Annotated in this window: 24 protein-coding genes and 2 tRNA genes; 13 read left to right on the top strand and 13 right to left on the bottom strand. The window is 70.5% G+C overall.

Annotated features, from left to right (window positions below; all coding sequences use genetic code 11):
- Window positions 1–17: 17 nt before the first annotated feature.
- Both HFP48_RS11180 and HFP48_RS11175 read left to right on the top strand, forming a co-directional pair.
- Window positions 18–857, top strand: coding sequence for an alpha/beta hydrolase (locus HFP48_RS11180; protein ID WP_168579512.1), 840 nt, complete (start codon window positions 18–20; stop codon window positions 855–857).
- Window positions 858–906: 49 nt separating this feature from the next.
- Window positions 907–1806: an SGNH/GDSL hydrolase family protein gene (locus HFP48_RS11175; protein WP_246872565.1), complete on the top strand. Its 900-nt coding sequence runs from the start codon at window positions 907–909 to the stop codon at window positions 1804–1806.
- Here HFP48_RS11175 and HFP48_RS11170 read toward each other — a convergent pair.
- On the bottom strand, window positions 1790–2389 hold the full coding sequence (locus HFP48_RS11170) for a TetR/AcrR family transcriptional regulator (protein WP_168579510.1): 600 nt from the start codon (window positions 2387–2389) through the stop codon (window positions 1790–1792). The two genes, HFP48_RS11175 and HFP48_RS11170, sit on opposite strands and share 17 nt — an antisense overlap.
- A 95-nt stretch (window positions 2390–2484) precedes the next feature.
- Here HFP48_RS11170 and HFP48_RS11165 point away from each other — a divergent pair, with 95 nt between their 5' ends.
- Window positions 2485–3306 (top strand): thioesterase family protein, encoded by an 822-nt coding sequence (locus tag HFP48_RS11165; RefSeq protein WP_029543020.1) that lies wholly within the window; start codon window positions 2485–2487, stop codon window positions 3304–3306.
- Here the strand turns inward: HFP48_RS11165 and HFP48_RS11160 are convergent.
- Window positions 3291–4622, bottom strand: a complete 1332-nt coding sequence (locus HFP48_RS11160) for an MFS transporter (RefSeq protein ID WP_006939008.1) — start codon at window positions 4620–4622, stop codon at window positions 3291–3293. The two genes, HFP48_RS11165 and HFP48_RS11160, sit on opposite strands and share 16 nt — an antisense overlap.
- A 165-nt stretch (window positions 4623–4787) precedes the next feature.
- On the opposite strand from HFP48_RS11160, the gene HFP48_RS11155 reads away from it, so the two are divergent.
- The 3 genes from HFP48_RS11155 to cmrA are packed head-to-tail and all read left to right on the top strand — an operon-like array spanning window position 4788 to window position 8187.
- A complete protein-coding gene (locus tag HFP48_RS11155) occupies window positions 4788–5333 on the top strand; it encodes a PadR family transcriptional regulator (protein ID WP_065922688.1) in 546 nt (181 codons plus the stop codon).
- Window positions 5330–7357, top strand: a complete 2028-nt coding sequence (locus HFP48_RS11150; RefSeq protein ID WP_168579509.1) for an NADPH-dependent 2,4-dienoyl-CoA reductase — start codon at window positions 5330–5332, stop codon at window positions 7355–7357. The genes HFP48_RS11155 and HFP48_RS11150 overlap by 4 nt, the downstream gene beginning before the upstream one ends.
- A 26-nt stretch (window positions 7358–7383) precedes the next feature.
- Window positions 7384–8187: a mycolate reductase gene (cmrA, locus tag HFP48_RS11145; protein ID WP_043798995.1), complete on the top strand. Its 804-nt coding sequence runs from the start codon at window positions 7384–7386 to the stop codon at window positions 8185–8187.
- A 6-nt stretch (window positions 8188–8193) separates the two neighbouring features.
- Here cmrA and HFP48_RS11140 read toward each other — a convergent pair whose 3' ends face one another.
- On the bottom strand, window positions 8194–9942 hold the full coding sequence (locus HFP48_RS11140; protein ID WP_168579508.1) for a helicase HerA-like domain-containing protein: 1749 nt from the start codon (window positions 9940–9942) through the stop codon (window positions 8194–8196).
- Between the two features lie 83 nt (window positions 9943–10025).
- Here HFP48_RS11140 and orn point away from each other — a divergent pair, with 83 nt between their 5' ends.
- Window positions 10026–10625, top strand: coding sequence for an oligoribonuclease (orn, locus tag HFP48_RS11135; RefSeq protein WP_029543010.1), 600 nt, complete (start codon window positions 10026–10028; stop codon window positions 10623–10625).
- An 83-nt stretch (window positions 10626–10708) separates the two neighbouring features.
- Window positions 10709–10786 (top strand) — tRNA-His (locus tag HFP48_RS11130).
- Between the two features lie 147 nt (window positions 10787–10933).
- Here HFP48_RS11130 and HFP48_RS11125 read toward each other — a convergent pair.
- Window positions 10934–12394, bottom strand: coding sequence for a selenium-binding protein SBP56-related protein (locus HFP48_RS11125; RefSeq protein WP_065922690.1), 1461 nt, complete (start codon window positions 12392–12394; stop codon window positions 10934–10936).
- A gap of 269 nt (window positions 12395–12663) precedes the next feature.
- On the bottom strand, window positions 12664–13806 hold the full coding sequence (locus HFP48_RS11120; protein WP_231771708.1) for an Ig-like domain-containing protein: 1143 nt from the start codon (window positions 13804–13806) through the stop codon (window positions 12664–12666).
- 350 nt (window positions 13807–14156) lie between these two features.
- Here HFP48_RS11120 and HFP48_RS11115 point away from each other — a divergent pair.
- A tRNA-Lys gene (locus tag HFP48_RS11115) sits at window positions 14157–14229 on the top strand.
- 126 nt (window positions 14230–14355) lie between these two features.
- On the opposite strand, the gene HFP48_RS11110 is transcribed toward HFP48_RS11115, so the two are convergent.
- Genes HFP48_RS11110 through HFP48_RS11100 form a run of 3 tightly spaced genes read right to left on the bottom strand, consistent with a single transcriptional unit; the run spans window position 14356 to window position 16295 of the window.
- On the bottom strand, window positions 14356–14925 hold the full coding sequence (locus tag HFP48_RS11110) for an SRPBCC family protein (RefSeq protein ID WP_102800396.1): 570 nt from the start codon (window positions 14923–14925) through the stop codon (window positions 14356–14358).
- Complete coding sequence (locus HFP48_RS11105) at window positions 14925–15596, bottom strand: hemerythrin domain-containing protein (protein ID WP_246872546.1); 672 nt, start codon at window positions 15594–15596, stop codon at window positions 14925–14927. Before HFP48_RS11105 ends, HFP48_RS11110 begins: the two co-directional genes overlap by 1 nt.
- A gap of 42 nt (window positions 15597–15638) precedes the next feature.
- Window positions 15639–16295, bottom strand: a complete 657-nt coding sequence (locus HFP48_RS11100; RefSeq protein WP_072634991.1) for a TetR/AcrR family transcriptional regulator — start codon at window positions 16293–16295, stop codon at window positions 15639–15641.
- Window positions 16296–16544: 249 nt separating this feature from the next.
- Between HFP48_RS11100 and HFP48_RS11095 the strand changes: the two genes are divergently transcribed.
- Window positions 16545–17381, top strand: a complete 837-nt coding sequence (locus HFP48_RS11095) for a mycofactocin-coupled SDR family oxidoreductase (RefSeq protein WP_006937571.1) — start codon at window positions 16545–16547, stop codon at window positions 17379–17381.
- Here the strand turns inward: HFP48_RS11095 and HFP48_RS11090 are convergent.
- The 3 genes from HFP48_RS11090 to HFP48_RS11080 form a co-directional block, all read right to left on the bottom strand.
- Window positions 17374–18108 carry a dienelactone hydrolase family protein gene (locus HFP48_RS11090; protein WP_246872545.1) on the bottom strand — a complete coding sequence of 245 codons (735 nt, stop codon included), beginning with the start codon at window positions 18106–18108 and terminating at the stop codon, window positions 17374–17376. The genes HFP48_RS11095 and HFP48_RS11090 overlap by 8 nt on opposite strands.
- Before the next feature lie 28 nt (window positions 18109–18136).
- Window positions 18137–18904 (bottom strand): L,D-transpeptidase, encoded by a 768-nt coding sequence (locus HFP48_RS11085; RefSeq protein WP_006937568.1) that lies wholly within the window; start codon window positions 18902–18904, stop codon window positions 18137–18139.
- Window positions 18905–19079: 175 nt separating this feature from the next.
- Window positions 19080–19301: a DUF3618 domain-containing protein gene (locus tag HFP48_RS11080; RefSeq protein ID WP_006937565.1), complete on the bottom strand. Its 222-nt coding sequence runs from the start codon at window positions 19299–19301 to the stop codon at window positions 19080–19082.
- Window positions 19302–19375: 74 nt separating this feature from the next.
- Between HFP48_RS11080 and bcp the strand changes: the two genes are divergently transcribed.
- Complete coding sequence (gene bcp / locus HFP48_RS11075) at window positions 19376–19852, top strand: thioredoxin-dependent thiol peroxidase (protein ID WP_006937563.1); 477 nt, start codon at window positions 19376–19378, stop codon at window positions 19850–19852.
- 8 nt (window positions 19853–19860) lie between these two features.
- On the opposite strand, the gene HFP48_RS11070 is transcribed toward bcp, so the two are convergent.
- On the bottom strand, window positions 19861–21195 hold the full coding sequence (locus HFP48_RS11070) for a dipeptidase (RefSeq protein ID WP_037201611.1): 1335 nt from the start codon (window positions 21193–21195) through the stop codon (window positions 19861–19863).
- A 184-nt stretch (window positions 21196–21379) separates the two neighbouring features.
- Here HFP48_RS11070 and HFP48_RS11065 point away from each other — a divergent pair, with 184 nt between their 5' ends.
- The gene (locus tag HFP48_RS11065) at window positions 21380–22255 is read left to right on the top strand and encodes a cyclopropane mycolic acid synthase family methyltransferase (protein WP_006937561.1); all 876 of its coding nucleotides are present in this window, start codon (window positions 21380–21382) and stop codon (window positions 22253–22255) included.
- A gap of 96 nt (window positions 22256–22351) precedes the next feature.
- A complete protein-coding gene (locus HFP48_RS11060) occupies window positions 22352–23164 on the top strand; it encodes a TetR family transcriptional regulator (RefSeq protein ID WP_006937560.1) in 813 nt (270 codons plus the stop codon).
- 22 nt (window positions 23165–23186) lie between these two features.
- On the opposite strand, the gene HFP48_RS11055 is transcribed toward HFP48_RS11060, so the two are convergent.
- A complete protein-coding gene (locus HFP48_RS11055) occupies window positions 23187–23588 on the bottom strand; it encodes a holo-ACP synthase (RefSeq protein ID WP_006937559.1) in 402 nt (133 codons plus the stop codon).
- Between the last annotated feature and the right edge of the window lie 16 nt (window positions 23589–23604).

Raw genomic sequence — 23604 nt, 5'->3', positions numbered from 1 at the left:
CCCGTACGGTGGGCGCCATGTTCGAGACCACTCACGTCACCCTCGGAGACCTCACCTTCGACGTTCACGTCACCGGTCCCGCCGACGGCACGCCCGTCGTGCTGCTGCACGGCTTCCCGGAGACCGCCCGCAGCTGGGAGGCCGTGGCGCCGCAGCTCGCGGAGGCGGGTCTGCGAGTGCTGATGCCGGACCAACGGGGGTACTCCCCCGGTGCCCGCCCGGACGGCGTGTCGGCATACACCATCGACCTGCTGGTCGGTGACGTGATCGGGCTGCTCGACGCGACCGGTCTCGGGCAGGCCCACCTGGTGGGACACGACTGGGGCGCCGCCGTGGCCTGGCAGGTCGCGGCGCGGCACCCCGACCGCATCAGCACCCTGACCGCGGTGTCCGTGCCGCACCTCGCGGCCTACGGCTGGGCCCTGCGCGAGGACGCCGATCAGCAGGCCCGCGCCGCCTACATCAAGCTGCTCCGGCAGGAGGGAAAGGCCGAGCACGTCCTGCTCGAGGACGACGCCCGTCGCCTGCGCGCGATGTACGGCGACCGGGTGAGCCCCGAGTCGATCGACGAATACGTGCGCGTGCTGTCCGAGCCCGGCGCCCTGACCGCCGCGCTCAACTGGTACCGCGCGATGACCAGGGAGCTCTCCGAGCTGGCACCGGTGCGGGTGCCCACCACCTACGTGTGGAGCACCGAGGATTCGGCCCTCGGCCGGGTGGGCGCGGAGCGCTGCGGCGAGTTCGTCGACGCGCCTTACGAATTCGTCGTCCTCGACGACGTCAGCCACTGGGTGCCGGAGGAGGCACCGGACGCGCTGACGAAGGCGATCCTCGCCCGCATCGGCGACCGGCCGTAAGAGCATGACCACAGGAGGGGGCGTGACCACCGCAGCCTGCCACCGCCGTATGCGTCGCCGGCTCGGCGCGGTCGCGGCCGCCTCCCTCACCGTGCTCGCCGCCGCGGCCTGCACCGATCCCGGGTCGCCCGCCGATTCCGAGCCCGAGCCCGGCCCCGCCTACAGCTCCTATGTGGCCCTGGGGGACTCGTTCACGGCGGGCCCGATGATCCCGCCCCAGATCGACTCGGCGTGCGCGCGCTCGGGGAGCAACTACCCCCATGCGGTGGCCGAGACGCTGGGCATCGACAACTTCCGCGACGCGTCGTGCAGTTCCGCGACGACAGCGAACCTGACAGGGCCCCAAGTGGTTTCGTCGGGCGCCACCGTCCCCCCGCAGTACGATGCACTCACCCCCGAGACCGAGCTGGTCACCGTCGGGATCGGCGGCAACGACATCGGCCTGGTCGCCCTGGCCGGATCGTGTCTCGCGCTCGACCGCTCGTCCGGCAGGGCCGCGGCACCGGCCGGACCCCTGTGCGCGACCGCGAACGTCCGCGACGGCCTCGACCTCGTGGACCGCGCGATCGACGACTTCGCCCCCACCTACGGCGTGATCGTGCGGGAGATCCGTAACCGCGCCCCGGACGCGCGCATCCTGCTCGTCGGCTACCCGACCGGGATCCGGGACGGCGGATGCTATCCCGATCAGCCGATCCTGCCGGACGACGCGACGTACCTGCAGGCGAAGATCGACCGGCTCAACACGGCGATGAAACAGCAGGCCGACGCCGCGGGCGTCGACTACGTCGACCTGCGCGAGTCCACCGTCGGGCACGACGCGTGCCAGCCCTCCGCGCAGCGCTGGACCGAAGGCCTGTTCCCGTCCCAGCCGGCCGCCCCGCTGCACCCCAACGCCGACGGCCACCGCAACGCAGCCGAACAGGTCCTGGTCACGATCGCCGACTAGCCGCGGGGTCGATCGCCGATCGGCACAGGGCCGAGAGCTCGTCGACCACCGCGTCGAGCGGCGCCGAGCTGCGCTGCGCCTGGGCGAGCACCAGCGCACCCTCGAGCGCGCCGACGATGAGCACCGCCAACGACCGGGCGCGTTCCGGGCCCACCCCGTCCGCGACGAGCGTGCCGGTGAGCAGGCCGCACCAGTGCTCGAACGCCTCCCCGGCGACATCGCGGGCGCCGCGCTCGGTGCCCAGGGCCGCCGCGACGATCGGGCAGCCGACCGCGTAGTCGCCGGCCTCGAGACCGCGACGCCACAGGTCGGCGAGAGCCTGCAGTGCGCCGGGGGTGTCCGAGGAGTCCAGCACCCGTGCCATCCCGTCACCCAGGTGGTCCGCGGCACTGCGGGTGGCCTCCTCGACGAGCTGCGCCTTTCCGCCCGGGAAATGGTGGTAGACCGACCCGCGCGGCGCGCCGCTGTGGGCGAGCACGTCGGCGAACGAGGTCGCCGCGACGCCCCGCTCGCGGATGAGCCGGATCGCGCTGCGGATCATCGCGGCACGAGGGCCGGTGGTCGGGTCGCTTCGCCTCGCCATGTCCGCGCTCCGCTCTTGCCGTCGGTTTCTATGTATGTTGTCATACTTAGGTCCGGACCGTGCCGGAACGGACCCGTTCTTCCCGAGGAGTCGTCGTGACCGAGATCGCCGCCCCGCCCCACCCCTTCGACGCCGCCGTGGCGCTCGAGCCCGCGGAGGACGGTCACGCGCGGGGGCGGACCAGCCCGGAGTACACGAACATGGTCGGTCCGTTCGGCGGCGTCACCGCCGCCGCCCTGCTGCGGGCCGTCCAGCAGCACCCGGACCGGCTCGGCGATCCCATTTCCCTCACCGTCAACTACGCCGGCCCGGTCGCCGACGGCGAGTTCGACATCACCGTGCGGGCGGTCCGCACCAACCGCACCAACCAGCACTGGCTGCTGGAGCTGACGCAGGACGGTGTGGTCACCACCACCGCCACCGCGGTGTTCGGCACCCGCCGCGACACCTGGTCGGACACCGAGCTCGACATGCCGGCGGTCCCGTCGGCGGATGCGGTTCCCACCCGGGCCTTCCCGGACTTCATCGCGTGGGCCCGCAACTACGAGATGCGGTTCGTCGAAGGCGCGGTGCCCCAGCAGGACGCCGGCGAGCACCCCGACTCCACCACGACGCTGTGGGTGCGCGACACCCCGGCCCGCCCGCTCGACTTCCCGGCGCTGACGGCGCTGTGCGACGTGTTCTACCCGAGGGTGTTCCTGCGCCGCGGCCGGTACATGCCGGCCGGGACCGTGTCCCTGACGGTGTACTTCCACGCCGACGCCGGGCAGCTCGAGGCCCAGGGCGACGACTTCGTCCTGGGCACCGCGCGCACCCACCGCTTCTCGCAGGGCTACTTCGATCAGGCCGCCCAGCTGTGGGGCCGCGACGGCACGCTGCTCGCCACGACCCACCAGCTCGTCTACTTCAAGGACTGACCCTCCGGGGCCCGCACCGCGAGCAGCGCCGCCAGCCCCGCGCCGAGCACGACGAGCAGGCCGGCGATCCCGGCCCGGTCCGCGTCGAACGTCCAGGCGAAGAGCCCGAACAGGGTCGGGGCCAGGAACGACACGGCGCGGCCCGACGTCGCGTAGAGCCCGAACATCTGCCCCTCCCGCCCGGCCGGGGTGATGCGCGCGAGGAAGGTGCGGGCCGACGACTGCGCGGGCCCGACGAACAGGCACAGCAGCAGACCGAAGATCCAGAACATCAGCGGCCCCGACACCACGAGCAGCACGACCCCCACGGCCATCATCGCGGCGAGCGAGGCGACGATCACCGCCTTGGGGCCGACCCGGTCGTCGAAGCGCCCCGCGACCAGCGCACCGAGGGCCGACACCACGTTCGCGGCCACGCCGAACAGCAGCACGTCGGCGGCATCGATGCCGTACACGTTCACCGCGAGCACCGCACCGAACGTGAACACCCCGGCCAGGCCGTCGCGGAACAGCGCCGAGGCGCCGAGGTAGCCGACGGTGCGCCGATCCATCGCCCACAGCTCGCGCAGGTCGCGCAGCAGCACCCGGTAGGACTGCACGATCCCGGCCCGCTCCGCGCCGGGATCGGCACCGGTGGGCGGAACCTCCGGCACCGCCAGCAGCACCGGGACGGCGAAGACCGCGAACCACACCGCCGCGGCCACCACGACCAGGCGGATGTTGAGGCCGCCCTCGGTGCTCACGCCGAGGAAGCCGCGGGTGTCGCCGTCGCCGGCAATGAACCCGAAGTACCCCAGCAGCAACAACAGCAGCCCACCGAAATAGCCCATGGCCCAACCCAAACCGGAGACCCGGCCCATGTTCTCCTCGGTGGAGACCTGACGCAGCATCGCGTTGTAGGGCACCTGCGCGAGTTCGACGACGACCGACGACACACCCAGCAGCACGAGGCCGAGCCACAGGTAGTGGTAGTCGTCGCGCACGAACACCATCGCCGCCATCAGCGCGACACCGGCGTAGGACAGCACCGCCAGGGACCGCTTGCGCCGGCCGGCCGCGTCGTAGCGCTGGCCCGAGACGGGGGCGGTGACCGCGATGAAGAACCCCGATATGCCCAGCGCCCACCCGAGCCACGTGCTCGCCGACATCGACCCCGGCAGGTCGTCGCCGACGGCGTCGGTGAGATACACGGAGAAGACGAAGGTCAGCACCACCGCGTGGTAGGCCGACGACCCGAAGTCCCACATTCCCCAGGCGAAGACCTGCCGTCGCGAGGTGGCCTCCCCGATCCCGGCGGCGTCCGTGTGCGCGCTCATGCCCGCAGCCTAGGAGATCGTCGCGCCGAGAACCGGCCTCCGGTGATCCGCGCGATTTCCGGTCAGCCGCGACCGCACTCCGCATTCGCGGCTGACCGAGAGATTCGCGACCGTCACCCCAGCTGTGCACTTGATTGCATATGCACCTCGGTGCATACTCTCGGCATGGCCCTGGAACACGCGCTGCTCGCCGCGCTCGACGAGCGGTCCGGCTCCGGCTACGAACTGGCCCGCCGGTTCGACAAGTCGATCGGCTTCTTCCACAGCGCGACGCACCAGCAGATCTACCGCGTGCTGCGGCGAATGGAGGACCACGGCTGGATCACCGGCCGCACCGTGCCGCAGGACGGTCGGCCCGACAAGAAGGTCTACCGCGTCAGCTCCGCCGGACGCACCGAGCTGGACCGTTGGATCGCCCACCCCTCCGACCCCGAGCAGCTGCGCAGCGACCTGGCCGTGAAGATCCGCGCCGCCGGGCCCGGCACCCTGCCCGCCCTCCTCGCGGAGCTCACCCGCCACCGCGACGCCCACGCCGCCCGCCTCGACGTGTATCGCACCATCGAGAAACGCGACTTCCCCGCACCCCACCGGCTCACCGGGCCCTCACTGCACCAGTACCTCGTCCTGCGCGGCGGCATCCGCGTCGAACAGGGCTTCGCCGACTGGTGCCAGGAAGTGCTCGACGCCCTCACCACCGAGGACCACTCGTGACGAACCCCTACCCCCACCTGCTCTCACCGCTCGACCTCGGACCGTTCACGGTGCCCAACCGCGTCGTCATGGGCTCGATGCACACCGGACTCGAGGACCGCGCCAAGAACACCGGCCGCCTCGCCGCGTACTTCGCCGAGCGTGCCCGCGGCGGGGTCGGCCTCATCGTCACCGGCGGCTACGCACCCAACCGGACCGGGTGGCTGCTGCCGTTCGGCGCCAAGCTCACCAACCGGTTCGAGGCCCGGCGGCACCGGACGATCACCGATGCCGTCCACGCCGAGGGCGGTCGCATCCTGCTGCAGATCCTGCACGCCGGGCGCTACAGCTACTGGCCGCTGAGCGTGTCCGCCTCGTCGATCAAGGCGCCGATCAACCCGTTCCGGCCGCGCAGGCTCACCTCCTGGGGCGTGCGCCGGCAGATCCGCGCCTACGTCCGCTGCGCCCGCCTCGCCCAGCGGGCCGGCTACGACGGCGTCGAAATCATGGGCGGCGAGGGCTACTTCATCAACCAGTTCCTCGCCGAGCGCACCAACCGGCGCACCGACGAGTGGGGTGGCAGCCCCGAGAACCGTCGCCGGCTGCCCGTCGAGATCGTCCGCCGCACCCGCGAGGCCGTCGGCCCGGACTTCGCGATCTGCTTCCGGCTGTCCATGGCCGACCTCGTCGAAGGCGGCCAGCGCTGGGACGAGATCGTCGCCCTCGCCCAGGAGGTCGAGCGGGCGGGCGCAACGCTGATCAACACCGACATCGGCTGGCACGAGTCGCGGGTGCCCACCATCGTCACGTCCGTCCCGCGCGCCGCGTTCGCGGACGTCACGGCCGAACTGGCGAAGCACGTCGCAATCCCCGTCGCCGCGTCCAACCGGATCAACATGCCCGAGACCGCCGAGGAGATCCTGGCCCGCGGCGACACACAACTCGTCTCGATGGCCCGGCCGATGCTGGCCGACCCGGAGTGGGTCCGCAAGGCCACCGCCGGCGCCGCCGACGAGATCAACACCTGCATCGCCTGCAACCAGGCCTGCCTCGACCACGCCTTCGTCAACAAGCACGTCTCGTGCCTGCTCAACCCCCGCGCCGGGCGGGAGACCGAGCTCCTGCTCGCCCCCACCCGCCGCCGCAAGGCCGTCGCGGTCGTCGGCGCCGGGCCCGCCGGGCTCGCCGCGGCGGTGAACCTGGCCCGCCGCGGGCACGCCGTCACCCTGTTCGAAGCCGACGACGAGATCGGCGGCCAGTTCGGCATCGCCCGCCGCATCCCCGGCAAGGAGGAGTTCGCCGAGACCCTGCGGTACTACCGCCGCCAGCTGGAGCTGACGAAGGTGCAGGTCGAACTCGGCACCCGCGCGACGGCCGACGACCTGATCGGTGCCTACGACGAGGTGGTCGTCGCGACCGGCGTCACCCCCCGCGTGCCCGCGATCCCCGGCATCGACCACCCGAGCGTGCTGTCGTACCCGCAGGTCGTCCGCGAGGGTGCGCCCGTCGGCGCCCGCGTCGCCGTGATCGGGGCGGGCGGCATCGGCGTCGACGTCTCCGAGTTCCTCACCCACGACCACTCCCCCACCCTCGACCTGGCCGAATGGAAGCGCGAGTGGGGCGTCACCGACCCGAAGGCCGCCCCGGGAGCGCTCACCGAGCCCCGCCCGTCGCCGTCGCCGCGCGAGGTGTTCCTGCTGCAGCGCAAGCCCGGCCGGATCGGCGCGCGGCTCGGCAAGACCAGCGGATGGGTGCACCGGGCGTCGCTGCAGCACAAGAAGGTGCACGAGATCTCGGGCGTGAACTACGAGCGGATCGACGACGCCGGCCTGCACATCAGCTTCGGCGAGGACCGCCGCGACCCGAAGGTGCTCGACGTGGACAACGTGGTGATCTGCGCCGGGCAGGAACCCGTCCGTGACCTCGTCGAGCGGCTCACCGCCGCGGGCGTGACCACGCACGTCATCGGCGGTGCCGACATCGCCGCGGAACTCGACGCCAAGCGCGCGATCGAGCAGGGCACGCGCCTCGCGGACCGCATCTGAGCCGGCCGCGGCTACGCTGACCGACCATGACTCTGCCGAACCCCACCCCCGACGCCCGCGCCGTCGTGACCGGCGCCTCCTCCGGCATCGGCGAGGCCCTCGCCGCCGAGCTCGCCGCGCGCGGGCACTCGCTGATCCTGGTCGCCCGGCGCGGCGACGTGATGGAGGAGCTCGCCGCGACGCTGCGGGCGACGCACGGCGTCACCGTCGAGGTCCGCGCGTGTGACCTGTCCGACCGCGACGCGCGGGCGAAGCTCGTCGACGAACTCGGCGAGCGCCCGATCAGCATCCTGTGCAACAACGCCGGCATCGCGACCTTCGGCCCGGTGGCCCAGCTGGATCCGGGCTACGAGCGGGCCCAGGTCGAGCTGAACGCCGTCGCGGTGCACGACCTGACCCTCGCGGTGCTGCCGCAGATGGTCGAGCGCCGCTCCGGGGCGATCCTGATGGTCGGTTCCGCGGCGGGCAACATGCCGATCCCCCACAACGCGACCTATGCGGCGACGAAGGCGTTCGTCAACACCTTCTCCGAGTCGCTGCGCGGGGAGCTGAAGGACAGCGGCGTGCACGTGACGCTGCTGGCGCCGGGCCCGGTGCGCACGGAGACCCCGGATCCGGCGGAGGCCTCGATCGTCGACAAGCTCGTGCCGGACTTCCTGTGGATCTCCAGCGAGCACACCGCGAAGGTGTCGCTCGACGCGCTCGCCGAGAACAAGATGCGCATCGTGCCGGGCCTGATCAGCAAGGCGATGTCCGTCGCCGGCAACTACACCCCGCGCGGCGTCGTCGCGCCCATCGTCGGCGCCTTCTACCGGAAGCTGGGCGCGTAGCCCCCGTCAGCGCCTGCGGCGGCGGCCGGTGCCGAAGATGCTGCGGCTGATCTCGCGCCCCGCGGCCGACGCCGCGGACCGCAGGAAACCCTTGACGGCCGCGCTGCCGAGGACCTGCTCGACCATGCTCGGCCCCGCGTCCCGGGGCGGTGGCGTGCCGGGCAGGTCCGGCAACGGCGGGACCTGCGCCCGTGGGTCCATGTCGGGGGCGCCGGCCACCTTCTCGGTGAGCCTCTCGTAGGCGGACTCGCGGTCGACGGTCTGCCCGTACTTGCCGTACAGCTCGCTCCCGCGCGCCGCGGACCGGATCGCCTCCTCGCCGACGGTGTCCAGCAACGAACGCGGCGGACGGATCCGCGTCCACGCGACAGGCGTCGGCGCGCCCTTCTCGGACAGCACCGTGACGACGGCCTCACCGATTCCGAGGGTGGTCAGCGCCTCCTCGAGGTCGTAGAACTCCGTCTCCGGATACGTGCGGACGGTCTTGGCCAGCGCCTTCTGATCGTTCGGTGTGAATGCGCGCAGCGCGTGCTGCACCCGCGCGCCGAGCTGGGACAGCACCGCATTGGGCACGTCCGTGGGCAGCTGGGTGCAGAAGAACACTCCCACCCCCTTCGAACGGATGAGCTTGACCGTCTGCTCGATCTGCTGCAGGAACGCCTTCGAGGCGTCGGCGAAGAGCAGGTGCGCCTCGTCGAAGACGAACACGAGCTTCGGCTTGTCGAGGTCGCCCTCCTCGGGCAGCGTCTGGAACAGGTCGGCGAGCACCCACATCAGGAACGTCGAGAACAGCACCGGCCGCGCCGCGTGGGCGCCGAGCTCGAACAGGCTGATCACGCCGTTGCCGCCGACGACGCGCAGCAGGTCCTCGGTCTCGAACTCCGGTTCTCCGAAGAAGGTGTCCCCGCCGCCGGCCTCGAGGTTGACGAGCGCCCTCAGGATCACGCCGGCGGTCGCCGGGGAGACCCCGCCGATACCTTTCAGCTCTGCCTTTCCCCCGTCGCTGGTCAGGTGTGTGACGACCTGCCGCAAATCCTTGAGGTCGAGCAGCGGCAGCCCCTGGCGGTCGGCCCAGTGGAAGATCAGCCCCAACGTCGATTCCTGGGTGGGGTTGAGGCCGAGGACCTTGCTCAGCAGGATCGGACCGAACGCGGTGACCGTCGCGCGGACGGGCACGCCCGGGCCTTCGGTGCCGAGCGAGAAGAACTGCACCGGGTAGGCGGTCGGTCCCCATCCGGAATCCCCGGTCTCCGCGGCGCGGGTCCGGAGCCCGTCGTCGTCCTCACCGGGCGCCGACAGCCCCGACAGGTCACCCTTCATGTCGGCCATCACGACCGGGACCCCGGCGGCCGAGAGTTGCTCGGCGATGCCCTGCACGGTCTTGGTCTTGCCGGTGCCGGTCGCACCGGCGACCAGTCCGTGCCGGTTCATCGTGGCGAGCGGGATCCGTACCCGGGCCGACGAATCGACCACCCCGTCGTGGACGACCGCACCGAGTTCGAGGGCGACCCCGGCGGCGGCGTATCCCGCGGCGATCTGCCGGGCCGGCCCAGCGGGTGCGATCTGCCGGGCCGGCCCGGCGGGCGCGGCGTCCGTCGCCTCGGCGGCCCGCGCGGCCGCCTCCGCCTCGCGCTGTGCCTGCTCGGCCGCCTTCAGGGCCGCTTCGGCGACCCGTGCCGCTTCCTCCGCGGCCGCGCGGGCGGCCGCCGCCTTCTCGGCCGGCGACGGTGCCGGCGGTGTCGGATCGACCGTCATGCGGTGTCCTCCTCGTCCACGTGCGGCCGCGGAATGGTCACCGTGACCTTATCGCCACGACCGGCCTGACTACTCTGTGTTTCGTGCAGGACAAACTTGTGTGGATCGATTGCGAAATGACCGGATTGCGGATCGACAGCGACAAGCTGATCGAGATCGCCGCCCTCGTCACCGACAGTGATCTCAACGTGCTCGGCGACGGGGTGGACATCGTCATCCACGCCGACGACGACGCGCTCGCCGCGATGCCGGACGTCGTCACCCAGATGCACGAGCGCTCCGGGCTCACCGACGAGGTGCGCCGGTCCACGGTGAGCGTCGCCGAGGCGGAGAAGATGGTGCTCGACTACATCCGGGCCCACGTCCCGGAGGCCGGCACCGCGCCGCTGGCCGGCAACTCGATCGCGACGGACCGCGGGTTCATCGCCCGCGACATGCCCGAGCTCGACGCCTACCTCCACTACCGCATGGTGGACGTCAGCTCCGTCAAGGAGCTGTGCCGGCGCTGGTACCCGCGGATCTACTTCGGGCAGCCGGCGAAGGGCCTGTCGCATCGGGCGCTCGCCGACATAAAGGAGTCGATCCGGGAGCTGCGGTACTACCGGCGGACCGCGTTCGTCGCCCCACCGGGCCCTCCGTCGGCCGAGATCGCCGCTGTCACGAAAGAGTTGGGTCCGGCCTGACCTGCGGATTCGCCGTTTCCGGCAAAGTCAGGCTAGTATCTGTACCGCAGGCGCAACCGGCCCAGGCCGATCGCGAATGCGATGGTGAGTGTAGTTCAGTTGGTAGAGCACCAGGTTGTGATCCTGGCTGTCGCGGGTTCGAGTCCCGTCACTCACCCCCACAGGGCGAGTCCCTGACCAGCAGAGATGCCGGTCAGGGACTCGTCTTTTTCGGCGTCGCGCAGCTCTGCACCAGCGCTCCGACCCGAGATGCGGCGCTTGGGCGGACGACCGCCGAATCGCGCGATCGACCCGCCGTGCAACGGCGATCACCCGGTGAAGCAGTACGAGTCGCTGGACGCATCCCCGCCCTGCAGGCGGGTCTGGTGCACCCTGCGTCCGCGGAAGTCGTCGCCGTGCGGGAAGAATCCACGGTCGATGACCAGACCACCGGCGGAGACGTCGGCATCGAACTTCGCCATCCACGCCCCCACCCCGTCCGGGTAGAAGACCTCGTCCCAGGCCGCATAGAGCGAGTTGGTGGCGTAGACCCGGCGCCCGTCGCGACTGACCTCCACCATCTGCGGAGCTCCCGCGAGCCGGAGGCCCGGATCCGCCGGGTGCGGCTCGCGCCGCACGATCCCACCGAGGCGCACCGATCCCGTCTCCCTCGGGTGGAACGGATCGCCGACGTCGTACTGCTTGAGTTCTCCTGTGCCCCAGCACGAGACGTACAGCCAACGGTCGTCGACCGACAGATCGATGTCCGAGACGAGCGGCGGTACCGCGCCGAAGGGTTTCAGCGCGGGCGGCAGATCGTCGGCCTCGGCCGGCTCCGCCGGAATGGTGATCACCTTCTCGACCACCCACCGGTCGTCGCTCTTGTGCCACATCCACACGGAGGCCGACAGATCCTCCACGCTGATGACGACTCCCACGAACCCGAACGCCTCGGAGGGATTGTGAGCCGGGCGGAGTTCGAGAACCATCTGGTGCTCGTCGCCGAGGTCGACGCGCTGGGTCAGCTTGCGCTCGGACATGCTCCAGAAGTCCAGGTGGTGTCCGAACCTGCGGCCGAGGAGGTCCTCGGCGTCGAGTCCGTTCTCGATCATCGACGGCGTGGCCCACTCGGAGGTGATCACCGTGTCGTACTTCAGGTGCCACCACACGTCGTACGCCAAGAACTGCTCGCCGTGCTCCGCCTCCCACGCTCCGACGACGTCGAACGTGTCGTGGTCGAGCAGCGCGACACCGCCCGGACCCTCGGCGCCGTCGGCGCCCCCCAGGGCGGACATGAAGATGCCCCCCGGTCCGCAATGCACCGTGTGCGGCCGCGAGTATCCCGCCTTCGCGGCGAGCTCGGCGGCCTCGATCGTGCGGGTCACCACCGGGTGCCGCGGGTCGGGTTTGGTGTCGAGGATGTACGTTCTCGACGAGCGGATGCCCGGCACCACCAGGTATCGCCGCTCGAGCGGCTGCCCGTGATGCCCGGCGTGGTGATCGCCGTGCCCCTCGTGACCGTGCCCCTCATGACCGTGCCCCTCATGACACAGCGCGCTCGAGCAGGCGTTCCACCCGAAGTGGTGCAACTCGTTGCCCGCCGTCGGCAACTCGGTCCAGCCGACCACACCACCGTACGTCGGCGAACCCGGCTCGCAATCGACCACTGCGATCGCATCCTTCGCCCGGCCGGCCGGATCGAAAGCAGCCACATAGGCAAGCCGCTCGGGCGCGGCTGCTACGGCGTCACTCGGGGTGCGGTAGAACGTGGGATCTGTCGTCGTAGACATGAATCCTCCTCGACTCGGTCCTGTCCGCCGGGCCACCCTCGGTGGTCCACGGTCGGTCGACGTCACAGGTAGGCATACCTTTCCCTGATTGTCCGCCGCGCAGGACCGCATGTCGACCTTCCGCGGGGGCGGGCTGCCCGGAAGGCGCCGCCCGACATGGGAAGACCCCGGGATCGTCGATCCCGGGGGTCTCGTGCCAACCCCTACCACAGGAGGCGGCCCCAGCCTGCCACACGCCGGGGTGGCGCCGCCGGGGGCCCGGCGGCGGATCAGGCGCGTGCGTTTCCGGCCTTCCACGTCGACCACGGGATGTTCCAGTCCCCGAGCCCCTCGGTGCCTTCGAGGATGCCGCCGACGGTGTTCTTCACGATCACGATGTCGCCGCGCTTGGTGTTGTCGAAGATCCACCTGGCGTTGGCCGGGCTCAGGTTGAGGCAGCCGTGGCTGACGTTGCGGGAACCCTGATCGCCGAGCGACCACGGCGCGGAGTGGAAGAAGATGCCGCTGTACGACATCCGCGTCGCCCAGTCCACCGGGGTCCGGTAGCCCTGCGGGGAGTCGACGGCGACGCCATAGGTCGACGAGTCCATCACCAGATGCTCGAACCGGTCGCCGATCGTGTACACGCCGTTCGGGGTGGGCGTGCTGTCCTTGCCCATGGACGTGGGCATCGTCATCACGTCGACCCCGTTGCGGTTGACGGTGACCTGCTTGGTGTTGTCGTCGGCGGTGATGATCACCGCGTCGCCGACGGTGAAGGTCGAATGTACATCCGACTGCCCGAACAGACCGTCGCCGAGATCGCGGCCGTAGACCTTCACGTCCACCGTGACCGTCGTGCCCGGCGCCCAGTAGTGCTCGGGCCGCCACCGCACCTCGCGGTTGCTGAGCCAGTAGAACGCGCCCTCCACCGGCGGGTCGGTGACGACGGTGATGGCCTGCTCGACGGCGAGGCGATCAGGGATGTTCTCGTCGAACTGGATCGCGACGGGCTGGCCGATGCCGACGACCGAGCCCTCGCCCGGCATCACGTAGGGCTGAGTGAGGTTGCCGGGGGCGCTGGTGGCGAAGGAGGCGACGGTCGTGGTCGCTCCGCCGAGCCCGTACGCGACGGCCTCGAGCCGGTACTGCCGGCTGTAACCGAGGGGCTCGGTGTTGGCCCAGGTGGCTCCGTCCGGGCCGAGCGCCCCGGCGACGGGTTCCCCGTCCGGGTTGAGCAGCGTGACCGACTCGAGCTTGCCGTTGACCACCGAGACCGTCACGGGCTCGATGGGCGAGAAGCCGACTCCTCCGTCGACGACGCTCGCCGACACCGTGGGCTTGATGAGCGCGGCGAGCGGATTCGAATCGATCGGCACCTCCTCGGCCCCGCCGGCGCTGCTCGCACCGGAGCAGGCCGTGACGAAGGTCATGACGCCGACCAACACGGTCCCGAGCACCACCGCGACGGCGCGCCGATTCCGCCGTCGGCGCGGCGCCGCACTGTTCCCAACCACTCTCCACCCTCCGATTCCGGGCCTCCCCCGGGCCGCAAAAGTGCACGTCGATGCGTGTGCGCTCGATGATGCCAGCCCCGCTCGAGGCGGAGCCGTCGCGACGTCGACGACGCGAATAACGTTCGAATACCAATCGCCGCCGGACCCCTCGGCGTTACGTGTCGCTCCCACCGAAATGCGGCATGACCTGCCGATTTGGTGCGCTACTGGAAGGTGTGTAATCTTTCCTTCGTCGCCGGGACAACGGCCCGGAGACGCACCGCCAAGCGCCATTAGCTCAATTGGCAGAGCAGCTGACTCTTAATCAGCGGGTTCGGGGTTCGAGTCCCTGATGGCGCACAAGAAGGGCCAGACCTCCCCACGAGGTCTGGCCTTTTTCTTTACCCACGCCCTTGCCACCCCACCAGCCACCCCGCCTTCGACGCGGCCTCGAACACCGGCCGCGCCTCCGCGGGACCGCCCGGACTACGCCGAGTACCGGCGACGTTCCGTGCCGCGGCCGAGGGAACCGTCGGCCACAGCGCTTCCCTCGCGAGGCGGGCGCATGGCCGGCGTGTGCGACGCGGCCTCGACCGCCGCCAGTTCGGCGAGTCGGCGGAGGTCGCCCTCCAGTGCCGCGCGCCGGTCTCGGTGCGCCTTGACCAGCCGCCAATAGACCCGGTCCAGGCCCGGTGCCACGTGGAGCACACGGTAGGTCTGGACGATCTTGGTGCCTCCGGGGACGGGTTCGAGGTCGATGCGCCATTCGGTGCTGTCCGCCCGGCCCAGGAGACCCGCCGTCCGCCATGCCAGCGTCCGCGGCGGCTCCACAACGGTGAATACGCACGACCGGCTCCACCGGAGGCCGCCGGAGCGGTTCCTGCCCCGGAACCGGATTCCCGGCGCTGCCGCTCGGGCGTTTCCGAGCAGGCGCGCGTCCCGGCATTCGTGACTCCACTCACCGACCCGGGTCACGTCGGTGATGATCTGCCACACCGCCTCCGCCGGGGCGCGGCTCACCGTCTCGGTCCTGCCGTGCCGCGCCAAGGTGCCCATCAGGATCGCCCCTCGAGAAGCGCAAGGTTGAGCGACGGCAGCTCGGCGGCGGGCCCGTGGCCCCACCGCAAGCTGGACTTGCGCCGGTAGGTGCGCGCGAAGCCGTGCAGCAGGATGAAGCGCGGCACGGCGGGGACCACGTGCATGATCAGCTCACGGTCGTCCTCGCCGAGCCCGTCGATGACCCAGTGGGCCTCCGCGCCGAGTTCCAGGAAGCTCTTGGGCCTGACGAAATACTCCTGTTCCACGTCGTGGTACTCGGCGGTGGTGAGGGTCGCGGCCACGACCGGCATCATCTCCAGCTCTTCACGCCGCAGATGGGGAAGGAGCACGTCGGTGAGCCCTGCCAGCGCTTCGAGCAGCGGTTGCCGAGCGTTTGCGTCGTCGCGGTAGGCCAGCGCTGCGTCTTCCAGGGCGGTGATCGCCGGTGCGATCCGCTGGTGGTCGGCGTCCATCTGGTCCAGCAGGGCGCCGGCGTCGGGGTTCTTCACCCGGATCAAGGGCCACAGCCCGACATCCTCGCCGGTGTGATGGATGTGCAGGAAGCGCATCATCCACAACACGTGCTCCGCCAGTCCGCGTCGACGCCGAGGGTCCGGGTACGGCTCGGTGGTGAGCACGATCCGGGTGCGTTCCAGGTCACGGCGAAGTGCGCTGTGCACTATTCCCATGCTGCGTGTGTCTGCGGGTCCATGGTCGGTAGTCATGGCCCATCACCTTCCACTCTCCAGGCCCAGGAGCCGGATGATGGCTCCGGTGAGCCAGTTCTCGTACTGCTCAGGGCTCCAGCCGGTGCTGCCGGTCAACAGCTCGTACACCTCCATGCTGAGCACGGCCCACAGCCCCTCGGCCTCGACCGGGCTCAGTTCACGGCCGGCCATCATCGCACCGCCAACCCGCACGTTCAGGCGCTGGCGCTCCCGTGCCTGTTCCAGCCATGTCGCGAGGTCCGGCTCCACGACGGCTGCCGCGCGCAGGGTGCGCTGCAGGCCGACGGTTCGTCGGTTGATGCCGGTCACCAGGGCGGCTGCCGCGGCGGCCCGATCCCGAGGGGTGCCCTGCGACAGGGCGGCGAACTCCGGCCGGTCCATCAGCGCCACCCGTTCGTCGTCCCCGACAACGGCGACGTCGAGCACCTGCATGAGGAGCCCCGCCTTGGAGCCGAAGTGGGCATACACCGTTTCGACCGATGTGCCCGCCGAGCGCGCGACGTCTCGGACCGCGACCGACCACCCGCCCTCGGAGAACAGGGTGGTGGCGGCGTCGAGGACGGCCCGCCGGTTCTGCTCGGCCTGGCGCCGGCGAAGGGTCGAGTCGTACCGCCGCGGCTTCTCCTCCACCGGGCCCACGTCGCGAGCTTCTGCGCTCATACTCCAACGGTAGAACCGTTCCGTTTTCAATACAAGTAGCTTCAGGCCAAATCTTTCGTGCACGCTGCCCGCGCCGATCGGAGACCCCTACCGCGCCGGGGCGCCCGGCGTCCGTTGCCCGCCGGGAATGTTCTCCACGACCGGACCGGACGCCGAGTATGCCGATCCACCTTGCGATTTCGGTCCGACCACCAGCGAACCCCTCTAGCCTCGGAGGCGGATCACATCGACCGTCGAAGGAGTGTCGCCATGGGTCAGCTCGAGGGCAAGGTCGCGTTCATCACCGGTGCCGCACGCGGACAGGGCCGCAGTCACGCCGTCCGGCTGGCCCAGGAGGGGGCCGACATCATCGCCGTCGACCTCTGCGCCCAGGTCGACACGGTGGGATACCCACTCGCGACCGCCGACGACCTCGCCGAGACCGTCCGGCAGGTCGAGGCGCTGGACCGGCGGATCATCGCCGGCCAGGCCGACGTCCGCGACAGCGCCGCCCTGAAATCGGCGGTCGACGAGGGCGTCGCCCAGCTCGGCCGGCTCGACATCGTCCTCGCGAACGCCGGCATCGCCAGCTTCGCGCCGGTCGAGGACCTGACGGACGAGATGTGGGACGACATGATCGATATCAATCTCACGGGGGTGTTCAAGACGGTGCGGGCAGCCGTGCCGCACCTGAAGGCCAACGACGACGGCGGCGCAATCGTGCTCACCAGTTCCACCGCCGGCATCAAGGGCCTGGCGAACCTTGCCCACTACGTCGCCGCCAAGCACGGAGTGGTGGGGTTGACGAAGACACTCGCCAACGAGCTCGCTCCCCACATGATCCGTGTGAACTCGGTGCATCCCACGGCAGTGAACACAGACATGATCCACAACGAGCAGACCTACTCGGTCTTCCTGCCGGACAAGAAGCCGTCGGAGATCACCCGCGAGGAAGCGGCCGAGTCGTTCAAGGCCATGAACGCCCTGCCGATCGAATGGGTCGAACCGGTCGACATCAGCAATGCGATCCTGTTCCTGGTCAGCGACGCGGGGCGCTACGTCACCGGCGTGCAGCTGCCGATCGACGCGGGCTCGGTGATCAAGTAGCCGCCCCGGGCCCGTCGCTCGCGCGCGGAGCGTCGCCGAGGTGCCTGCGGAAGAAGGCGGCGATGCGGGCGCGCGCGTCGCGGGTGGCCGGCTCGTCGTAGCGGGCGGCCACGACCTTGGCGATGGTCCTGTCCACGATCGACAGATCACCGGGGTCGTGGTCGTTCATGAAGCCGTGCCCCACGTTCGGGTATCGCTCGATGTCGTGGTCGATGTTCGCGGCCGTCAGTACCGGTTCGAGCCGGTCGGGCACCTCGCGCACGCCGGGCCATCGGTCCTTCGTCCCGAAACTGCCGACGATCGGACACGCCCGCGGCAGGGCACGCTCGACTTCCTTCGTGAGGCCGCCGTAGTTGACGCTCGCCGCGGTGAAGTTGTGGTCGGACGCGACGGCGAGGGCGAAGCCGCCGCCCATGCAGAACCCGATCACGCCGATGCGGCCCGTGCAGTCCCGCCGGTCCGCGAGCCAGTTCCGCGCGGCGTCCAGGTCGCCGCGCGGCACCCAGCCCCGGAAGAGGGAGAACAGGCAGGTGGACCGCCTGGACCCGTGGAACAGGTCCGGCGCGACGGCAAGGAAGCCCTCGCCGGCGAGCCAGTCGGCCTGGGCGCGGATGTCGCGGCTCATGCCCAGCGCGTCGTGGATCACGACGACCCCGGGCCACGGACCGGGGCCTGCGGGCGTGGCGAGGTGGGCGGGCATCGGCCCGCGCTCCGTGGGGATGGTCACGTCCGTCACGGTGCGTCCCTCCTGCCGGTCAGCCCTCCACGATCACCGGGTCGCCGATCTTCACCCGGTCGAAGTACCACTGCGCGTTCTCGGTACTCAGGTTGATGCAGCCGTGGCTGACGTTCGCGTAGCCCTGCGAGTCCACCGACCACGGCGCCGCGTGCACGAAGATGCCACCCCAGGTGAGCCGCACGGCGTACTCGGTGTCGATGCGGTAACCCTCCGGCGAGTCGATCGGGACGCCGTAGGTGGACGAGTCCATGACGAGATCGCGGAACTTCTCCAGAACCGAGAAGGTGCCGACCGGGGTCTCGTAGCCGGGCTTGCCCATCGACGCCGGCATCGTCCGCACCACCTCGCCGTTGAGGATGACCGTGAACTGGTGCGTCGACCGGTTCGCGACGGCGACGAACTCGTCGCCGACCTGGAACTCGGTGCGCGCCCCGGCCACGGCGACGGTCACGGTGGTGTGCCCCGGCCAGAGGCGGTCGGGAACCCACTGCACGCGGCTGTCGTCGAGCCACGCGAAACGGCCGCTCACGGGCTTCGACGTGGTGATCTCGACGGCACGTTCGGCGGCGGCGCGGTCACCGACCGGTGCGCCGAACCGGACGGTCACGGGATGTCCCACCCCCACCACCGCGCCGTTCGCCGGCTCGAGCGCCGACGCGGGCAGCCTGGCCGGCGGCGCACCGCCGACGGTTCCCGCCGCGGCCGCGGCCCCCGAACCGAGCAGGGCCATGGCGGTCAGGATCGAGACGAGAAGAAGTCGTGCAACCCGCTGTGCGTTCGGCATGGCCGTCAGCCCCCTCGAAGATGGCGCGGTTGGCTCGTTACCAGTCAACCACGCCAAGATCGAACTCGAAACGGGTCCTTTGTCACTCCCCCGGCGGGCACGACCACGACGCCGGGAAACGACGAAGGGCACCGCGGTCCGACGAACCGGACGACGGTGCCCTTCGGATCAGCTGTCAGCGCAGCAGCTTGCGCAGCGCCAGGGCGCCGATGACGACACCGACCGCCGCGAGCGCGTACTTGACGTTGGGCTGGTTCACCTTCTCCATCACGGTCTGCTTGGCATGGGCCATCACGTTCTTCGGGCTGGCGCGCACACTCAATTCGTCGAGGGTGCTCGCAAGCTGGTTGCGGGCGTTCTCGATGTCCCGTTCGATGGCCTCGGTGTCCCTACCCACGTGATCCTCCAGTTGGTCGCTGCACTGTGCTGCGACCACGGTAGTGGACGCACGGGTCCGTTACCCTCTCGGAGGTGACGGAAAACAGCAGCAGGCTCGCCCCCGGCGATACGGCTCCCGAGTTCACCCTCCCCGACGCGGACGGCAACGAGGTGTCGCTGTCGGACTACCGCGGACGCAAGGTGATCGTGTACTTCTACCCCGCCGCGAGCACCCCCGGGTGCACCAAGCAGGCCTGCGATTTCCGCGACAGCCTCGCCGACCTGAACGGCGCCGGGCTCGCCGTCGTGGGCATCTCCCCCGACAAGCCGGCCAAGCTCGCGAAGTTCCGGGACGCCGAGCAGCTGACGTTTCCGTTGCTGTCGGATCCGGACAAGACCACGCTCACGGCGTGGGGGGCGTTCGGCGAGAAGAAGATGTACGGCAAGACCGTCACCGGAGTGATCCGTTCGACGTTCGTCGTCGACGAGGACGGCCGGATCGAGGTTGCGCAGTACAACGTGCGCGCCACCGGGCATGTCGCGAAGCTGCGCCGCGACCTGTCGGTCTGAGCGGCGGCTCACCGCGTGAGGGAGGCGAGCACCAGCGCCTCCGCGACGGCCATGTGCTCGAGCTCGGACGGGTCGATGCTCTCGTCGGGCCCGTGGATCCGGGCGCTCGGCTCCTCCACGCCGAGCAGCGCGATCTCCGCGTCCGGCAGCACCTGTTGCAGCACCGTGCACAGCGGGATCGATCCGCCCTGCCCGACCGTGCCGACCTCGCGTCCGTAGACGGCGCCGAGCGCGCTGCGCAGCGCGGCGTATCCCGGTCCGTCGGTCGCGGCCCGGAACGGTTCGCTCACGCCTTCCCGGTCGACCCGCACCCGCACGTTCCACGGGGCGTGGGCGTGCAGGTGGGCGACGAGGGCGTCCTGAGCGGTGGCCGGATCCATCCCCGGCGGGACGCGGAGGTTCAGCCGGGCCGACGCGCGGGGCACGACCGCCGCCGCCGACCCCACCACCGGTGGGGCGTCGATGCCGAGGATCGTCAGCGCGGGACGCGCCCACACGGCGTCGGCCACGGACCCGGCCGACAGCAGTGAGACCCCGTCGAGCACACCGGCGTCGGCGCGGAACACCTCCTCGGGATACGGTTCGCCGCTCCAGATTCCGGTGGGGTCGAGCCCGTCGATCACGGTGTCGCCGGCCTCGTCGCGCAGGCTCGACAGCAGGCGCACCAGCGCGGCGAGCGCGTCGGGGGCTGCGCCGCCGAACTGGCCCGAGTGGATCTCCCCGGCGAGGGCTTCGACGTGGACGACGACGTTCGCCAGGCCGCGCAGCGACGTCGTGAGGGTCGGCCGTCCCACCTCGGCGTTGCCGCAGTCCGCGACGAGCACCAGGTCGGCGGCGAACAGATCGGGCCGTTCGCGGGCCAGGTTCTCGAGCCCGCCGCCACCGGTTTCCTCCGAGCCGTCGCCGACGATCCGGATCCCGACGGGAAGCGGTCCCCGCTCCCGCAGCGCGCGCAGCGCGAGCAGGTGCATCACGAGATTGCCCTTGCAGTCCGCGGCGCCGCGCCCGTACCAGCGGCCGTCGCGTTCGGTGAGCGTGAACGGCGGAGTGTGCCAGAGCGATTCGTCGCCCGGGGGCTGCACGTCGTAGTGGCTGTAGAGGAGCACGGTCGGCGCTCCCGCCGGGGCCGGCGTGTGCCCGAGCACCGCGAGCGAGCCGTCCGACGTCTCGATCAGCGCGGTGTTGTCGACGCCGACCGCGGCGAACGCATCGCGCACCCATCGGGCGGCAGCGACGCACTCCTCGGCCGGGAACAGCCGCGGATCGGCCACCGACCGGAACGCCACCAGTTCCCCGAGGTCCCTGCGCGCCCCGGGCATCAGCCGGCGCACCCGCTCCCGCATGTCCGCGACGTCCACCGCGCCTCCCCGATCGTCGTGTCTCGTTTTCGCTACGGGTACCGCCCCTCGAGATCGAAGCATGCTCGCAGCGGCCGCGTCCGGCGTAGATTCCGCGATATCGAGGTTGCCATCGGGCGGAACGGTCCAGGAAGCGGGACCGGACGGCCCTCGAACGGAAGGCACAGCGATGCCACCCAGCCCGCAGAGCGCGCTCACGCCGTTCTATCGGCAGGTCCAGTCCCACTACGACCTCTCGGACGAGTTCTTCACGCTGTTCCTCGACCCGTCGATGACCTACAGCTGCGCGTATTTCGAGCGGGACGACATGACGCTCGAGCAGGCCCAGGCCGCGAAGGTCGATCTGTCGCTCGGCAAGTGCGACCTGCACCCGGGCATGACACTGCTCGACGTCGGATGCGGCTGGGGCTCGACGATGCTGCGCGCCGCCACGCACTACGACGTGAACACGATCGGGCTCACACTCAGCCGCAACCAGTACGAGCACGTCCGCGACCTCGCCGCGGGGCTGCCCGGCCCCCGCACCGTGGACGTGCGGCTGCAGGGCTGGGAGGAGTTCGACGGGCGCGTGGACCGCATCGTGAGCATCGGCGCGTTCGAGCACTTCCGGAGCGAACGCTACGACCGGTTCTTCACCAAGTGCCACGACATGCTGCCCCCGGACGGCCGGATGCTGCTGCACACCATCGTGGGGCACCGCCTCGCGACGCTGCGCGAGCGGGGAATCCCGGTGACCCGGGAGAACGCGCTGTTCCACATCTTCATCAAGCGGGAGATCTTCCCCGGCGGGCAGTTGCCGCAGCCGGAGACGGTGGTCGACGGGGCGGAGCGGGCGGGGTTCCGGGTCGAACGCATCCAGGCCCTGGCGCCGCACTACGTCCGCACCCTCGAACACTGGGCCGCGGCACTGTCGGCCCGCCGGGACGAGGCGGTCGCCCTGTCGTCGGAGGAGATGTACGAGCGCTTCATGAAGTACCTGAACGGTTCCGCCGAACACTTCCGCACGGGCCACATCGACGTCATGCAGTTCACACTCGTCAAGTGAGCGCCGGCGACCGCGGCGCCACCGGCGGTGTTAGCTGAGACTCGCCCTCACAGCTAAAAGTTCGGAATTCGGACAACCTCCGGTTAGCCTGGGCGCGTGGAGTCTGCAACGAAGCGCGGCCGCACCCCACGCCGTATCGATCCGGCGCTGGAGGTCCAGGCGGCGCCCCAGGAACTCGTGCCGCGCCGTCGCCCGACGCAGGAGCGCAGCCGGCGCAAGTTCGACGCGCTGCTCGCCGCGTCCCGCGAACTGCTCACCGAGGTCGGCTTCGAGTCGTTCACCTGCGAAGAGGTGGCTGCCCGTGCCGACGTCCCCATCGGAACCCTCTACCAGTTCTTCGCCAACAAGTACGTCATCGTGTGTGAACTGAACCGGCAGGACCTGGTGGGTGTGCAGGACGAGCTCGCCAAGTTCGACGGCGTCATCCCCTCCGTGGACTGGCTGCGGTTCCTCAACGCCTTCGTCGACCATCTCGCCGGGCTGTGGATGTCGGACCCCTCGCGGCGGGAGGTGTGGCTCGCGATGCAGTCCACCCCGTCGACCCGGGCGACCGGCGCGATCCACGAGAAGGAGTTCGCCGAGCAGATCGCGCGGATGCTGGCTCCGCTCATGCCCGACACCCCGCGCGAACGTCGCACGCTGATGGCCGAGGTGCTCGTGCACGTCGTCTACTCGATGCTGAACTTCTCCGTGCAGGACGACCAGAGCCACGCCGACGCGGTCGTCGAGCTCAAGCGGCTGATGGGTGCGTATCTGATGGTGGCGGAAAAGGAGTCACGCACCAGCGCCAAGCGGCGCAGGCGCCGTGAGGCCGCCGCCCGGGCGGAGGAGACCGAGCGGCCGGTCCCGGAGGACGACGGCCAGGTGGAAACGCGTCAGGCGGAGGAGACGCACGCCTCCCCCGCCTGACGCGGAATTCTCCCGCAGACTCCTACGCCTGCGGATCGTCCTCGAGCACGACGAACGCGCCGGCCATGTCTCCGTCGTGGGTGAGCGAGACGTGGATCCGCACCCCGGTCAGGTGCTCGGCGACGTCGCCGTGCAGCCGGATCCCGGGTCGGCCCCACGCGTCGGAGACCACCTCGATCTGCCGGTGCACGGTCTCCGGCAGCACCGGTGGGCTGCCGAACAGCGACGCCGACCACGCCTTGATCAGCGCCTCCTTCGCCGCCCACCGGGCGGCGAAGTGCCGGCCCGGACGGGAGCTGCGGGTGTTCGCGTCGCGACGCTCGCCCGGGGTGAAGTTCGAGAGCATCGCCGTGCCTGCCCGGCCCAGCTGTTCCTCGAACTCCGACACCGTGACCAGATCGAACCCGATCCCCGCAACTCCCATCCGTCCCGTGACCCGC

Origin of the sequence: Rhodococcus sp. DMU1, assembly GCF_012272955.1 — a bacterium.
GTDB lineage: Bacteria > Actinomycetota > Actinomycetes > Mycobacteriales > Mycobacteriaceae > Rhodococcus > Rhodococcus aetherivorans.
This window is presented reverse-complemented; position numbering and strand designations above follow the sequence as displayed.

Coding starts and splice junctions, on each gene's coding strand:
- HFP48_RS11180 (WP_168579512.1), top strand. CDS start 18: ATGTTCGAGACCACTCACGTCACCCTCGGAGACCTCACCTTCGACGTT.
- HFP48_RS11175 (WP_246872565.1), top strand. CDS start 907: ATGCGTCGCCGGCTCGGCGCGGTCGCGGCCGCCTCCCTCACCGTGCTC.
- HFP48_RS11170 (WP_168579510.1), bottom strand. CDS start 2,389: ATGGCGAGGCGAAGCGACCCGACCACCGGCCCTCGTGCCGCGATGATC.
- HFP48_RS11160 (WP_006939008.1), bottom strand. CDS start 4,622: ATGAGCGCGCACACGGACGCCGCCGGGATCGGGGAGGCCACCTCGCGA.
- HFP48_RS11155 (WP_065922688.1), top strand. CDS start 4,788: ATGGCCCTGGAACACGCGCTGCTCGCCGCGCTCGACGAGCGGTCCGGC.
- cmrA (WP_043798995.1), top strand. CDS start 7,384: ATGACTCTGCCGAACCCCACCCCCGACGCCCGCGCCGTCGTGACCGGC.
- HFP48_RS11140 (WP_168579508.1), bottom strand. CDS start 9,942: ATGACGGTCGATCCGACACCGCCGGCACCGTCGCCGGCCGAGAAGGCG.
- HFP48_RS11125 (WP_065922690.1), bottom strand. CDS start 12,394: ATGTCTACGACGACAGATCCCACGTTCTACCGCACCCCGAGTGACGCC.
- HFP48_RS11120 (WP_231771708.1), bottom strand. CDS start 13,806: ATGACCTTCGTCACGGCCTGCTCCGGTGCGAGCAGCGCCGGCGGGGCC.
- HFP48_RS11110 (WP_102800396.1), bottom strand. CDS start 14,925: ATGGGCACCTTGGCGCGGCACGGCAGGACCGAGACGGTGAGCCGCGCC.
- HFP48_RS11105 (WP_246872546.1), bottom strand. CDS start 15,596: ATGGGAATAGTGCACAGCGCACTTCGCCGTGACCTGGAACGCACCCGG.
- HFP48_RS11100 (WP_072634991.1), bottom strand. CDS start 16,295: ATGAGCGCAGAAGCTCGCGACGTGGGCCCGGTGGAGGAGAAGCCGCGG.
- HFP48_RS11095 (WP_006937571.1), top strand. CDS start 16,545: ATGGGTCAGCTCGAGGGCAAGGTCGCGTTCATCACCGGTGCCGCACGC.
- HFP48_RS11085 (WP_006937568.1), bottom strand. CDS start 18,904: ATGCCGAACGCACAGCGGGTTGCACGACTTCTTCTCGTCTCGATCCTG.
- HFP48_RS11070 (WP_037201611.1), bottom strand. CDS start 21,195: ATGCGGGAGCGGGTGCGCCGGCTGATGCCCGGGGCGCGCAGGGACCTC.
- HFP48_RS11065 (WP_006937561.1), top strand. CDS start 21,380: ATGCCACCCAGCCCGCAGAGCGCGCTCACGCCGTTCTATCGGCAGGTC.
- HFP48_RS11055 (WP_006937559.1), bottom strand. CDS start 23,588: ATGGGAGTTGCGGGGATCGGGTTCGATCTGGTCACGGTGTCGGAGTTC.